Origin of the sequence: Aquimarina aggregata (genome assembly GCF_001632745.1) — a bacterium.
Taxonomy (GTDB): Bacteria; Bacteroidota; Bacteroidia; order Flavobacteriales; family Flavobacteriaceae; genus Aquimarina; species Aquimarina aggregata.
The window spans coordinates 181,861-195,385 of sequence record NZ_LQRT01000035.1; the positions used below are offsets into that span (position 1 = coordinate 181,861).

The window sequence follows — 13,525 nt, forward strand, 5'->3', positions numbered from 1 at the left end:
TAAAAAGCAGCAAATATAATTTGCTGCTTTTTTGTTTATAACCGCTCTAAAGCCTGTTCTATATCATGTACAATATCTTCTATATGCTCTAACCCTACAGAGCATCTTACCATCCCATCGGTAATACCCACTACTAATTTGTCCTCTTTAGCTAATTTACTATGAGTTGTAGAAGCAGGATGCGTAACTATGGTTCGAGTATCTCCTAAATTAGCAGATAGTGAGCACATTTTTATGTTATCAAAAAAGTTCTTGCCCCCTTTTACTCCTCCTTTAACCTCAAAAGCCACAATATTTCCTCCTAATTTCATTTGTTTTTTAGCAACGTCATATTGTGGATGAGACTTCAAAAATGGGTACTTTACCCAATTTATCTTAGGGTGCGCTTCTAAAAATTCTGCTAATTTTAATGCATTCTCACAATGCTTATCTACACGTACTGCTAAAGTCTCTAAACTCTTTGATAATGTCCATGCATTAAAAGGTGATAGTGCAGGACCGGTATTCCTAGAAAATAAATAAATCTCTCTAACTAATTCTTTTTTACCGACCGTAACACCTCCTAAAACTCTACCTTGCCCATCAATCAATTTTGTGGCAGAATGAATTACCAAATCTGCTCCAAATTTTATTGGATTCTGTAAATATGGTGTCGCAAAACAATTGTCTATTATTAAAAGAAGATTATGTTTTTTAGCAATTTTACCAAGCAACTCTAGATCTAATACATCTACCCCTGGATTAGTAGGAGATTCTGCATAAATAATCTTGGTATTTGGTTGAATTAAGCTTTCTACCGTATCTATTTCGTCTATTTTAAAATAACTTGTTTCAATATTCCATTTTGGAAAATACTTTGTAAACAATGTATGTGTAGAACCAAACACAGACCTTGCAGAAACAATATGATCACCAGCATCTAATAATGCCGCAAATGTTGAAAAGACTGCTGCCATTCCTGTAGCAAAAGCATAACCGTCTTCTGCTCCTTCTAAAGCGCAAATCTTATCTACAAATTCTGTTGTATTTGGATTACTAAAGCGACTGTAAAGATTTCTATCCTTTTCTTCGGCAAAGGCTGCACGCATCTCTTCCGAATCTTCAAAAACAAATCCTGAAGTTAGGTACATCGGTGTAGAATGCTCTAAAAATTGAGTTTTGTCCGTTTGTGTTCTTACCGCTTGAGTTTCAAAGTTTGCATATTTCTTACTCATAATTCTTTATTATTCAATACCACTTTATATTCTATGGTAGCTGTGGGTTCTAATGTTTTAGAAACAGAACAATATTTTTCGAATGATAGTTGCGCCGCTCTTTTTGCCTTATCTGGTGCTATTTCACCTTCTAGAAACACGGTTACAGCAATACTCTTAAATGGTGTAGCTCCATCAATTTTTTCGCGTGTGCCATCTACTTCTGCTCTATAGTCGGTAATCTCTTGTCTTTGTTTTTTTAGGATAGAAATAACATCAATTGCACTACATCCTGCCACTCCCATAAGAACATACTCCATAGGACTAGGCGCTAAATCATGACCTCCTACTTCTGCTTTACTATCTATATGTGTAATATGCCCTCTCTCATTTTTTAATTCAAAATGATAATCGTTATCTATTCTTTTGAGTTGTACTTTCATTTTTTATTTAATTTTATCGACTATAATTTATTAATTATTGAATATTACCTCCTACCGACAATCCACTAGGAACGCTATCGACTATTTTCTTGTCAAAATCAGTTTCGTTCAAAGTGTTCAAAAAGGAAATGATAGGTGCCATATCCTTCACTTTTATTGTTATTTTTTTCACCAAAGAATCTAATTGATGATCTTCTATATTTGTATTTTGAGATTTACCAAAAGCTATATCTTCATAAAACTCCATTACTTTTTGAAGATTTTCCATACGTCCGTTATGCATATAGGGCGCTGTGAATCTTAAATTTCTTAAACTCGGTGTTCTAAAAGAGAATTGCCTATTAAATCCACTATCTATCTTTTTCAGCTTGTTGTTTTCTTCTAATCCCAATACATGCATTTTATAATCTGAAAACATAGGGCCGCTATGACAGTTAGCACATCCCACTCGTTTGAAGGTTTCGAAACCTTCTTTTTCTGCCATCGAAATCGCATTTTTATTACCTGAGATATATTGATCAAAACGGGAATTATTAGTTACTAATGTTCTTTCAAAAACCGCAATTGCTTTGGATAAGTTAACACTATTAATCGCATTCTTTTCCTCGAAAGCCGTCTCAAACAACTCTTGATACTTTGGTATATTTTTTAATCTATTAATGACTTCCTCCAGGATATCTTCTTCAGAATGCTGAAGACCTCGCATTTCTTCAAGAGCCTTAATTGGCTCTAAAGCTTGTTTTTCTAAACTCGTAACCCGATTGTCCCAAAACATTGGAGCATTTTCAGGATCATAACCATTATTCTCATCAATACCATTATACGCTGTGTTTAGAATCGTATGTGCATTTCTTTTAACAAAAGGAATAGCATTAGGCTTCTTAAAAACACGTTTACTACCAAATCCTTTTCCATTTACACCAATAGACAGATCTCTAAACTCTGCATAGCCATTATTTGGATGATGACACGTTGCGCAGGCAACATCTCTATTACCCGATAATATAGGATCAAAAAACAGTAATTTCCCTAAATAAGCTTTTTCAGGAGTACTTGGATTATCTTTGGGTGATTTTATTGTTTTAGGTAATGCAGAATATGTAAACAATTCCTCTACTTTACCATTATCTACATAATCTACCTTTTCTGCATTAAAACAACTCACAATCAATGTTGTGGCAATACCGAATAAAAAACGAATGTATTTTTTTTGCAAAACGTTGGTATTAGTTCTTTGTATTACTTGAGTTATCTTTTTTCTGTTAAGCGTAAAATATCACCAAATACTCCTCTTGCTGTAACTGCAGAACCTGCACCTGCTCCTTGAATAACTATAGGTTGATCTCCATATGATTCTGTATAAATTTCAAATATAGAGTCGGATCCTTTTACTTGTCCTAACGCACTACTTTGAGGAACTGATATCAATTTTACATCAAGGGTACCTTTTTCTTGCGATAAATCTCCCCAAAGATCGCCAATATATCTTAATACATGATTGGGTTTTTGTTGTTCTTTAACTTTTTGATATACGCTATCTAAAGCTGATAAACTATTTAAGAACTCGGTAGCCTCTCCTTTTCTAAGATTTTCTGGAATAAGATTATGTATATTAACATCAACAAACTCATTACTTAAATCTAATTCTCTTGCAAGTATCAGTAATTTCCTACCTACATCATTACCACATAAATCCTCTCTAGGGTCGGGTTCTGTGAACCCTTTGTCTATAGCCTCCTGTAACACTTCGCTAAACAACCTATCTTCTTGAGAAAAAGTATTAAACAAATAGCTCAAAGAACCTGAAAAAACTCCTTTGATTCTGGTTATATTTTCTCCTGATAAGTGCAATAACTTTATCGTGTCTATTAACGGAAGGCCGGCTCCTACATTGGTTTCATATAAATATTGCTTTTGATTTTGTTCTAAAGCACTTCTTAACTGTTTATAAAAATCAAAACTTAATGTATTAGCTACTTTATTAGACGAAACTAAATCAAATCCATGAGCAATCAAATCAAGATAGTTATTCGTAAAATCCTGACTTGCCGTATTATCAACAGCAATTAAATTTTCGAGATGATTATCATTGGCATAATTAACAATATCTTTTAATTGATATGGCTCGCCCACTTCTTTAACTTTATTTTCCCAATCTACATCTATTCCATTTTTTTCTAAGAGCACTTTTTTCGAATTTGCAACTGCAAAAACGTTAAGTTTTATTTTCTTTCTTTTTTCAATTTGTTTTGCAGACTTTAAAATCTGATCAATTAATGTACCTCCTACCAGACCATGTCCAAATACGGCAAGGTTTATCTTTTTTGAAATTTCAAAAATCTCGCCATGAATAACATTTAAAGCTCTATGCAACTGTGCTTTTTGGACTACCAGACTAACATTTTTACCTGTTACCGTATTATTAAATAATAAAGGGATTATTTGATTTTTGATTAAAGCATTATAAGGCTTATGAAATGTACTAAGGTCCTGCCCGATAATAGAGATTACAGACACTTCTTTTTCAATTGAAATAACGCTAACATCCTGTTTATGAAAATCCGCTTCAAACTCTTGTTCAAGTACTAATTTTGCTTCTTTTGCCTGATCTGCATCAACGATAAATCCAATACCACGTTCTGATGATCCTTGTGAAATAATACTAACACTAATATTTTTATGTGCTAAGGCTCTAAATATTCTTGCATCTACCCCTGCTTTTCCAAGAAGTCCTCTTCCTTCTAAATTTATTAAAGCAACATTTTCTAATACAGACAATGATTTTATCCCCTTTTCACTTGACTTTGAGGTAATCAACGTACCGTCATTCTTATGATCAAATGTATTAAGAATTCGTAATGGAATACCTTTCTCTATTAGTGGAATAATAGTTTTTGCATGTAAAATATTTGCTCCAAAGTATGCCAATTCATTAGCTTCAGAAAATGACAATTTCTCTATTTTTATGGCATCTTGAACTAAATCTGGATTTGCTGTATAAATTCCATCGACATGTGTGAAATTTTGTAATTCATCTGCTTCAAGATAATTTGCCAACAATGATGCAGTATAATTACTACCATTTCTTCCTAAAGTAGTGGTTTCATTCTTAGCGTTTGCAGCAATAAATCCAGTGACTATATTTACAGTAGTACCATTGTGTTTTTTAAAATGATCAATCACATTGTCTTTTGATAACTTATCAAGTGGCTGTGCATCACCAAATTGTGCATCTGTAATAATTAATGATCGGCTATCTGTAAAATTAGCATTGATATTTTTTTCTTGCAAAAGTTGTGTTATCAATTTTGCAGAAAGGACCTCTCCTTGAGACAACACCTGATCCTTTATTCTCTTACTATAATCACCTAAAAGCGAAACACCTTCAAAAAGTTTATCTAAGGTTTCAAATTCATTAACAAAATCAACGTTAACAAAGTCTGATACCTGATACTTCTTAAATGCTTCTAATTGCTCAACATAACTTAAATTATCTTTTGCATTCTCTAGTATATTTTCTAACTCGTCGGTTGTATTACCACGAGCAGAAAGTACTACTGCAATCTGCTCTCCTTTCTTAACCTTATCTTCGATTATATCTACAACTGTAAGAATCCCTTTACCATTAGCAAGTGATTTTCCTCCAAATTTTAAAACCTTCATCTTTCTATACTTTTAAAAAACATCTTTAAGTAACTTACTCAATTGTTCAAATTCTATTAAAAACGCATCATGTCCGTGGACTGAATCAATTATACTATGGGTACTATTTTCTTTTACTTTTTTTAACTCTTGAAATGTTAATGTGTCTTCTGCTGCCGTAAAAAACATATCAGAATTAACGCTTACGATATGTATATTAGATTCTATATTGCGTACCACATCTAAAAAGTCACCTCTTCCTAAAGTAATATCAATATTTGCCAGAATATGATTTAACTCTTTATATGCGGCAATTGTAAACCGTTTTTTGAGTTTCTCTCCATGGTGAAACAACCAACTTTCTATATTAAACATATCTTTTTCATCATTATAACTTCGATTAAACTTTTGTTGAAATGATGATGGTGATCTATAAATTAACATAGCATGTAATCTAGCATCATGAATAGGGTTGTTAGAATTTAGCAAAATTTGTTCCTGAACAAGACAATTAGCTTTTAACCAATCGGTAGATTTCCAATCTGTTGCTATTGGTATTAAATTTTCAATCAAACTAGGCTTAAGGGCTGCCATTTCCCAGGCGATTCCTCCACCTACAGAGCCGCCTATCACGGCATATAAACGTTCTATATTTAATATTTCTAAACCTATTGAAAAAATAGTAGCAATATCTCTAGCATTAAATATTTGATGATTCTGGATCAGATTATCTTCTAAACCGTCATATCCATTTCCTGGAATATTAAACGATAAAACAGTATATCTACTGGTATCAATAAGTTTTTCTTTTCCTATTAAACCATTCCACCAACCGTCTTTTCCACAAACTGTAGAATTACCTGTAAGAGCATGATTTACTAAAACAATTGGAGCACTGTATAATGGTTTCCCAAAAACTTCATACGTTAAAGGAATAGAATTAATTAACTCCCCTCCAGCAGTAGTATAATTTGATATAATAACTTTTTGTAACATAAACGCAGTTAACTAGCAGCTAAAATTCTTGATTAAACTCCTAAATTTCGTCAGAAACCTAAACATCTTAACTTTAATTATTTTACGGTTTCATTGATTTTAGCAAAGGCTTCTTTTAGATCTGTTTTCAAATCTTCAATATCTTCAAGTCCTACAGATAACCTAATCAGGTCTCTATTAACTCCTGTTGATTCTTGCTGTTTTTCATCAAGTTGTTGATGTGTAGTACTTGCCGGATGTATAATTAGCGATTTAGAATCACCAATATTTGCTAATAATGAAAAAATCTTTGTTTCATCTGCGATAGTCTTTGCAGAGTCAAAACCACCTTTAACCCCAAAGGTGATGATACCACTTTGTCCCTTAGGCAAATATTCTTTTGCCAACTCATAGTACTTATTATTCTCTAAGCCTGGATAGTTTATCCAAGTTACCTCATCCTGTTGTTGTAACCACTTTGCTAAGGCAAGAGCATTTTCACTGTGCTTCTTAATTCTAATATCCAGTGTTTCTAATCCTTGCAAAATCTGAAATGCATTAAAGGGGCTTAGTGCAGCACCATGATCTCGCAATCCTTCAATTCTTGCTTTTGCAATAAATGCTGCAGGTCCTAAAGCTTCATGATAAACTAATCCATGGTATCCAGGTGAAGGTTCTGTAAATTCTGGAAATTTACCACTAGACCAATCAAAAGTACCTGCATCAATAATTACCCCTCCTAAAGACGTACCATTACCGCTTATATATTTAGTCAAGGAATGAATTACGATATTAGCTCCGTATTGAATTGGGTTCAATAATGCCGGGGTTGCTACAGTATTATCAACAACCAAAGGTACTTTATAAGCTTTTGCCTGAACAGAAATCGCTTTAAGGTCTAAAACATCAAGTTTTGGATTTCCTAGAGATTCTACAAAGAATACTCGAGTGTTTTCTTTTACCGCATTTGCAAAACCATCTGTATCAGAGGGATCTACAAAAGTTGTTGTAATACCAAATCTTGGAAGAGTAACATTTAAGAGGTTATACGTTCCACCATATAAACTACTTGAAGCAACAATATGGTCGCCTGCTTTTAAAAGAGTAAGCAATGTAGTATTTATAGCGGCAGTTCCCGAAGCGGTTACAACACCACCAATACCTCCTTCTAATGACGCTAAGCGCTGTTCTAAGATATCGTTAGTAGGATTATTTAGTCTTGTATAAATGTATCCAGATTCTGATAAGTTAAAAACATTGGCAGCATGATCTGCATTTTTAAACACATAGGATGTTGTTTGGTAAATAGGGACTGCTCTTGTTCCTGCATTATTTTCTACATTATGTCCCGCATGTAATGCTTCTGTTGCAAATTTTTGAGTACTCATAATTTTCTAATTTAAATTTTAAAACAAAATAAAATTCAAATACATCAATCACTTCATAAGCGAATGGATATAGAAAATTAAAAAGAAAGGAAAACGACAATTACAAAAACTGTAATTGTATCGAGTTATCTTTTCCCGAACAATCGGGTTAGAATTTAGCACCTTCTTTATAAATAAAGGGTTGCTAAGGTTTCACAGGGTCTATTCCCTCCACCTTTCTTAATAACTATCTAAAATATGTATAAGAAACGTTGGAGCAAATCTAATAATTATTTTTAATTCCCACAGCATTTACTCATAAAATTGTGTTTTTCAAAAAAACTATGATTTAATTGCCCTAATCATTGAAAAAAATTAATCATACGTTAAATACTTTTGAATATTCCCTTTTTTTTTACCTTTGCCGAAATATTTTCAGGGAAAGATTTGACTGATTGCAACCCTCAAGCTTCATTATATGTATTTATTATAATGTTTAAAAATGCTAAAGCAGTTCGATTATTTTTTTTTATCGAAAGCTTATTATAGTAATCTCGTCTTACTTCTTCTAGATAAAACAATAAAGAATGGCATATTTATTTACTTCGGAAAGTGTTTCTGAAGGACACCCAGATAAAGTAGCAGATCAAATTAGTGATGCTTTATTAGATAATTTTTTAGCTTTTGACCCTAACTCTAAAGTGGCTTGTGAAACTTTGGTAACTACTGGTCAAGTAGTTTTGGCAGGAGAAGTTAAATCTAAGACCTATCTTGATGTACAGCATATAGCAAGAGATGTGATCAATAAAATAGGATATACTAAAGGTGCTTACCAATTTAGTGGTGATTCTTGTGGTGTAATTTCTTTAATTCATGAGCAATCTCAAGACATTAATCAAGGAGTAGATCGAGAGACAAAAGAAGAACAAGGAGCAGGTGATCAAGGTATGATGTTTGGATATGCAACCAAAGAGACATCAAACTATATGCCTCTTGCGCTTGATATTTCTCATAAAATATTAATAGAATTAGCGAAATTAAGACGTGAAGGTAACGAAATCCCTTACCTACGTCCAGATTCTAAAAGTCAAGTTACTATAGAATATAGTGATGACAATATCCCACAACGAATTGTAGCTATAGTTGTTTCAACACAACATGATGATTTTGATGACAATGATGATGTGATGCTCTCTAAAATTAAGAATGATATTGTTTCTATTTTAATACCGAGAGTAATTGCTCAATTACCAAAATATATTCAAGAATTATTTAATGATGATATTACATATCACATTAATCCTACTGGAAAATTTGTGATTGGTGGTCCTCATGGAGATACAGGCTTAACAGGAAGAAAAATCATTGTTGATACCTATGGTGGTAAAGGTGCTCATGGTGGTGGTGCATTTTCGGGTAAAGATCCGAGTAAAGTTGACCGTTCTGCTGCATATGCTTCAAGACATATTGCAAAAAATATCGTAGCCGCTGGTGTTGCAAGTGAAGCTCTTGTACAAGTATCTTATGCAATAGGCGTTGTAGAACCTACATCTATCTTTGTAGACACTTATGGGACTAGTAATTTAGGATTAACCGATGGTGAAATTGCAGAAAAAGTAGCAGAAATTTTCGATATGCGACCGGCTGCTATTGAAGAACGTCTGAAGCTTAGAAATCCTATTTATGAAGAAACCGCAGCCTATGGCCATATGGGTAAGGAGCCCAAAACGGTAACTAAGGTTTTTGAAAGTCCGTATTCTGGTAAAGTTAAAAAAGAAGTTGAACTTTTTACCTGGGAAAAACTTGATTATGTCGATATTGTAAAAAAAGTGTTTAAAATCTGATTTTTCATTAATTTACCGTAATTTTACAGTCTCAAATTTAAAGATATTCATCTAATTGTTATTTACAAAAATGCAATTAATCGAATACTACAAGAAAGCCTGCGAATACTAAAACGTTAACATTATTATTGCTATTAATAATATCTTTAAAAGCAATAGTTAACTAATAAAAAATTGTAAAAATGAAATTAAAGGTTTTAATAATTATCTTATTACTTTGTTTTTGTAGTGTTTCGTTTGGTCAGGATTATAAAAGTAATCTAACATCGGTTAAAACTATTGATGACCAACTCCTAGAAGAAAAATATGATGCAAATGAAGAAGTAGCTGTTGCTGATAGGTTAGTACTAAAAACTTCTGTCGAAAAGATTTCTGAGAAAGACAAACAATTCTTCTCTAGAAAAGAATGGAGAAAAATTAAAAAACAACTCTTAAAAAACAAAAAAAGAATTTCTAAATCTAAAGAAGCTATTCATACAACCAAAATTATGGATACTGTTTTCATAGAAATCCCAATTAAAAATAATCTTAGATCTAGTTTATCTGGATGGTAAAATAAAATAAGGCAATAAAAACAAAAATCTCTTAAAGCTTTTTAAGAGATTTTTTGTTTTAAAAAACTATCTACACTAGTATAATTGCACTGTACCTATATAATTAGGGTAACATTAGGGGAAAAAACCCCATCACGATTTGGGGCTTTTTAGTAAGAAAATAACCAAAAATCCTTATTACTTTAGCAACTGATTAACAAACACTTAATCTCTAGAATACAAATCTAAAAAAGTAACTCATTGCATTGTCAAAAATTTTAAAAATGTTTCGTTCATTCTAATTAACGACCAGAAGGTCAAAAATCAAAAATTATGAAAATTACTATGACTTTTACATTATTACTGTTGGTTTCATTTTTATCAACCGGACAAAACTATTCTAATGACAATGTAGAAAAAGTACAATCTGAAGAAACCAATTCAAACATCTCCTCTGAAGAACTTTCTTCTACTGATAAAGAATGGGATAAGATCCAAATTCAAATTCAAAAAAACAAAAGAAAATACAGTAAGTCTAAAAACCTTGTGTACGCCAAAATAATGATGGATACTATACATGTTGACGTAACCATATTTAAAGAAAAATCGTCTTTATCAGAATGGTAGAAAAATAATCATTTTTTTTCTTAGATAATGATAATACTTATTGTTCCATTTTTAGATAATAATCTACAGAATGTTTTCCTGAACCATAGAACAAGAAGAAAACACAAATAAGAAAAATAATACTTGCTATAACAAGGTTAGCCGTGTTCATTACACCAATAAAATTAATCAGCACGGCACCAAATAGTAATGGCAATTGTGCCATTACTGACCATCTGGTCAATAATCCAAAAGCGATAAGTATTCCTCCTATTAAATGTGCTGGAGCTACATAGTGAATTATGATCATTGAGCCAGCCAAATTCTGCACTGGTTTGATTAAATCAACTAGTATTTGGCTATTACTTATGAAATTAATTCCTTTTATGAATAAAAACACCCCTAAACTGATTCTTAACAAGTCTAATGGGTAATAGGTATGAGCATTTGCCCATTTATTTAATGATTTTATAGTAGGCATAACATATAAGTATTGATTAAACATCTATAAGATACTGATTTTTAGCATAATAAGAAAAAAAATCAAGAAAAACAAATAGACTTACCTCTTATTATATCTTATTTTTTTATAGCTGCGTACCATGTTATCTTTAATTGTTGCCGAAATATTCGAGAAATTAATAGACGTTTTCTTATAAAAAACTTCTAGCAAATTGTGCAAAAGCAATTTTAACTCTGACTGATACTTAAAATAGCACAACACCAAAGCGCATATACCAATAACAAATAACAGAGCACCCACTAATGCTTCTGTTGGTGCTAAAGCTCGATTAAAAAAGCGATTAAGACCAAATTCGAACCAACTACCATAAAGGATGAAAAAATGCAGAATATAAATTGACAATGTTTTTCCTCCTACTTTAGTAACAACAGGATGCGAAACAAGATTTCTAAGTATTATAAAAACAGCAAAAAGCACACACACATTTCCAAGTCTTATAAATAGAAAATTATTATAGGCTACAGATTTGAAGATCTCTAAGGATGTAATATCATGTAAAGACATTAATAAACTAGACGAAAAATACATCAATACAAAACCGGCAAGAAGATAAACCATTATCGCATATCGATAAAAGTCTTTTTGTTTTAAGTACTTCAAAAATAAAGATGCCATAAAACCACCAAAACACACATATCCAAACCAAGGAAAAATTGTAAAAATAGATCCATTGGTATGTGTAAAATAATTAGCTATAGTTTTTGGTAAAAATTCTAAAATACAAGCTTCATACATAGGCTGTAAAAGAAAAATTACCGTACCAATGACTAAGATCGTATTTTGAAAAAAAACGACTCCATATTTACTAGCAATAAGATAAATTCCAATTAACAATAACAAAGATGTACCAATACACTGAAGTACATCTACATAATAAAATGATGGGTTTACACCACCAGCATATAGAGCGTAAAGACTCAAACGAAGTAAGTACCCCCATAAAATAACTTTAATGGCACGTTTTACACCTTTTAAAACTCGCGGATTATCAATACCTATCGTACCTTGTTTTAATAATAGAAACGTAAAGATGAAGCCCGTTATAGTAAAAAAAGTAGGAGCTGTCATCCCTCTAAAATATTCCCATATATTAAAAATAGTATTATTTGTATCTCGATATTCATCTGCTAAAAGCGTATATACAAAATGTCCTTGAAGCATCATTATAATCGCGAATGCTCTAATTGCATCTAGAAAATGTAATCTGTTATTGGGACTAGTTATCATTTGGGGCCAGTTAGTTATACTATCTCAAAAAACGTTTTTCAGATAATATTATTGCTTAAAAAAAGCGCAAAAATAATCTTTTTAATCTGATTTTAAGTCATTTATACTAATATATTGTTTTTAAAAATCATATCTTATAAAAAACACATAGAGTATTTTATACACAGTTTCGAAAAAGAATAAGTGTATATATAAAAAACAACCTCTAAAAAAGAGGTTGTTTGCTTTGGCATCTTTATTGGTGCCTAAACTGTAAACTTTAAATTATATATTATGAAAAGTGATAGTTATACCAAATTAATTCTAACAGTTATTGCATTATGCCTTGTTATTATTGTCGTTAGGGATATTGACATTATTCCAAAGGCTCATGCAAACGAAGTTTCAAATACAAAATATGGAGTACTTCCTATTAACGAAGATGGATCTATTACCGTTAGACTAAGTAATTCTGATCAAATCGATGTAAATATTAAAAACATAGATACCTATGATAAACTTCGAGTAGATTTAAATGATATAAGTACCCAAGATGAATTGGATATAAATATTGACGAAATAGGTGGACGCTTTGTTTCTAATGGTGGGCCCATCAAAGTAACGTTACAAAACTAAAAAGGCTTGTTATTGCGGATTTATAGCCTTGTTAGTCAAACCATCTAAAGCGCCTTTTATTTTTTGTAATATTTCGTCTTTTCCTTCAACACCATGTCTTTCTTGGAGGTATGTAGGATCGTTATATGAAACTTTTACAACATCATTGTCTTGCCAAACTAAGATTTTTTGTGGTAAATCCAACCCAATAGACTGTGTATTTTACATTAAAGGAGTTCCTAACTTAGGATTTCCGAACATTATTATTCTTGTTGGGTTTAACTCTAATCCAACAGATGCAGCATTTGCCTGATGATTTAACTCTGCAATTATTTTTAGATTAGGATTGTTTGTAATAACCTCAACCAAGGTGTTATATGTTTCTTCAAAACTCTTAGAACTTGTCTTTGTTACGATTCCTTGTCCTTTAGTTACTTCCATTTTATGATTTGAATTTAGTTTTTCAATCTTAGACGTATCTTTTTTGTTTTGATTACACGATGAAATAGTTAACATTATCAAAAGAAATCCAAATACTTTATATATGGCCATATCTATTATTTTATCTGTTTGTCGTA

At 31.7% G+C, this 13,525-nt stretch carries 12 protein-coding genes, 1 pseudogene and 1 riboswitch; of the genes and pseudogenes, 4 read left to right on the forward strand and 9 right to left on the reverse strand.

Features of this window, described 5'->3' with window-relative positions; all coding sequences use genetic code 11:
• Positions 1 to 35: 35 nt before the first annotated feature.
• The 6 genes from AWE51_RS19090 to AWE51_RS19115 all read right to left on the reverse strand — a co-directional run bounded on the left by AWE51_RS19090 (position 36) and on the right by AWE51_RS19115 (position 7,641).
• On the reverse strand, positions 36 to 1,214 hold the full coding sequence (locus tag AWE51_RS19090) for a trans-sulfuration enzyme family protein (protein WP_066316871.1): 1,179 nt from the start codon (positions 1,212 to 1,214) through the stop codon (positions 36 to 38).
• The gene (locus AWE51_RS19095) at positions 1,211 to 1,636 is read right to left on the reverse strand and encodes an OsmC family protein (protein WP_066316873.1); all 426 of its coding nucleotides are present in this window, start codon (positions 1,634 to 1,636) and stop codon (positions 1,211 to 1,213) included. Before AWE51_RS19095 ends, AWE51_RS19090 begins: the two co-directional genes overlap by 4 nt.
• A 34-nt stretch (positions 1,637 to 1,670) precedes the next feature.
• Positions 1,671 to 2,852, reverse strand: a complete 1,182-nt coding sequence (locus tag AWE51_RS19100) for a cytochrome-c peroxidase (RefSeq protein WP_066316874.1) — start codon at positions 2,850 to 2,852, stop codon at positions 1,671 to 1,673.
• Between the two features lie 32 nt (positions 2,853 to 2,884).
• Positions 2,885 to 5,299, reverse strand: a complete 2,415-nt coding sequence (gene thrA / locus AWE51_RS19105; protein WP_066316876.1) for a bifunctional aspartate kinase/homoserine dehydrogenase I — start codon at positions 5,297 to 5,299, stop codon at positions 2,885 to 2,887.
• A gap of 12 nt (positions 5,300 to 5,311) precedes the next feature.
• Positions 5,312 to 6,274 (reverse strand): alpha/beta fold hydrolase, encoded by a 963-nt coding sequence (locus tag AWE51_RS27045; RefSeq protein WP_066316879.1) that lies wholly within the window; start codon positions 6,272 to 6,274, stop codon positions 5,312 to 5,314.
• A 77-nt stretch (positions 6,275 to 6,351) separates the two neighbouring features.
• Complete coding sequence (locus tag AWE51_RS19115; protein ID WP_066316880.1) at positions 6,352 to 7,641, reverse strand: O-acetylhomoserine aminocarboxypropyltransferase/cysteine synthase family protein; 1,290 nt, start codon at positions 7,639 to 7,641, stop codon at positions 6,352 to 6,354.
• Between the two features lie 122 nt (positions 7,642 to 7,763).
• Positions 7,764 to 7,870, reverse strand: a riboswitch (SAM riboswitch).
• A 337-nt stretch (positions 7,871 to 8,207) separates the two neighbouring features.
• Between AWE51_RS19115 and metK the strand changes: the two genes are divergently transcribed.
• From metK to AWE51_RS19130, 3 genes are all read left to right on the forward strand, one after another.
• Positions 8,208 to 9,464 (forward strand): methionine adenosyltransferase, encoded by a 1,257-nt coding sequence (metK, locus tag AWE51_RS19120; RefSeq protein ID WP_066316881.1) that lies wholly within the window; start codon positions 8,208 to 8,210, stop codon positions 9,462 to 9,464.
• A 182-nt stretch (positions 9,465 to 9,646) separates the two neighbouring features.
• The gene (locus AWE51_RS19125) at positions 9,647 to 10,018 is read left to right on the forward strand and encodes a hypothetical protein (protein ID WP_066316882.1); all 372 of its coding nucleotides are present in this window, start codon (positions 9,647 to 9,649) and stop codon (positions 10,016 to 10,018) included.
• 312 nt (positions 10,019 to 10,330) lie between these two features.
• On the forward strand, positions 10,331 to 10,624 hold the full coding sequence (locus AWE51_RS19130) for a hypothetical protein (protein WP_066316883.1): 294 nt from the start codon (positions 10,331 to 10,333) through the stop codon (positions 10,622 to 10,624).
• A 37-nt stretch (positions 10,625 to 10,661) separates the two neighbouring features.
• Here the strand turns inward: AWE51_RS19130 and AWE51_RS19135 are convergent, their stop codons facing one another.
• Positions 10,662 to 11,084, reverse strand: a complete 423-nt coding sequence (locus AWE51_RS19135; RefSeq protein WP_066317795.1) for a DoxX family protein — start codon at positions 11,082 to 11,084, stop codon at positions 10,662 to 10,664.
• Between the two features lie 81 nt (positions 11,085 to 11,165).
• Positions 11,166 to 12,353, reverse strand: a complete 1,188-nt coding sequence (locus AWE51_RS19140) for a heparan-alpha-glucosaminide N-acetyltransferase domain-containing protein (protein ID WP_066316888.1) — start codon at positions 12,351 to 12,353, stop codon at positions 11,166 to 11,168.
• Between the two features lie 273 nt (positions 12,354 to 12,626).
• Here AWE51_RS19140 and AWE51_RS19145 point away from each other — a divergent pair, with 273 nt between their 5' ends.
• Positions 12,627 to 12,968 (forward strand): hypothetical protein, encoded by a 342-nt coding sequence (locus AWE51_RS19145; protein ID WP_066316890.1) that lies wholly within the window; start codon positions 12,627 to 12,629, stop codon positions 12,966 to 12,968.
• Between the two features lie 9 nt (positions 12,969 to 12,977).
• Here AWE51_RS19145 and AWE51_RS27135 read toward each other — a convergent pair.
• Positions 12,978 to 13,499 (reverse strand): annotated as a pseudogene (locus AWE51_RS27135) (DUF302 domain-containing protein).
• Positions 13,500 to 13,525 lie beyond the last annotated feature (26 nt).

Bases quoted from the DNA above. Each gene is read 5' to 3' on its own strand.
- thrA (WP_066316876.1), bottom strand. From the start codon at position 5,299: ATGAAGGTTTTAAAATTTGGAGGAAAATCACTTGCTAATGGTAAAGGG.
- AWE51_RS19145 (WP_066316890.1), top strand. From the start codon at position 12,627: ATGAAAAGTGATAGTTATACCAAATTAATTCTAACAGTTATTGCATTA.
- AWE51_RS19095 (WP_066316873.1), bottom strand. From the start codon at position 1,636: ATGAAAGTACAACTCAAAAGAATAGATAACGATTATCATTTTGAATTA.
- AWE51_RS27045 (WP_066316879.1), bottom strand. From the start codon at position 6,274: ATGTTACAAAAAGTTATTATATCAAATTATACTACTGCTGGAGGGGAG.
- AWE51_RS19135 (WP_066317795.1), bottom strand. From the start codon at position 11,084: ATGCCTACTATAAAATCATTAAATAAATGGGCAAATGCTCATACCTAT.
- AWE51_RS19125 (WP_066316882.1), top strand. From the start codon at position 9,647: ATGAAATTAAAGGTTTTAATAATTATCTTATTACTTTGTTTTTGTAGT.
- AWE51_RS19115 (WP_066316880.1), bottom strand. From the start codon at position 7,641: ATGAGTACTCAAAAATTTGCAACAGAAGCATTACATGCGGGACATAAT.
- AWE51_RS19140 (WP_066316888.1), bottom strand. From the start codon at position 12,353: ATGATAACTAGTCCCAATAACAGATTACATTTTCTAGATGCAATTAGA.
- AWE51_RS19090 (WP_066316871.1), bottom strand. From the start codon at position 1,214: ATGAGTAAGAAATATGCAAACTTTGAAACTCAAGCGGTAAGAACACAA.
- metK (WP_066316881.1), top strand. From the start codon at position 8,208: ATGGCATATTTATTTACTTCGGAAAGTGTTTCTGAAGGACACCCAGAT.
- AWE51_RS19130 (WP_066316883.1), top strand. From the start codon at position 10,331: ATGAAAATTACTATGACTTTTACATTATTACTGTTGGTTTCATTTTTA.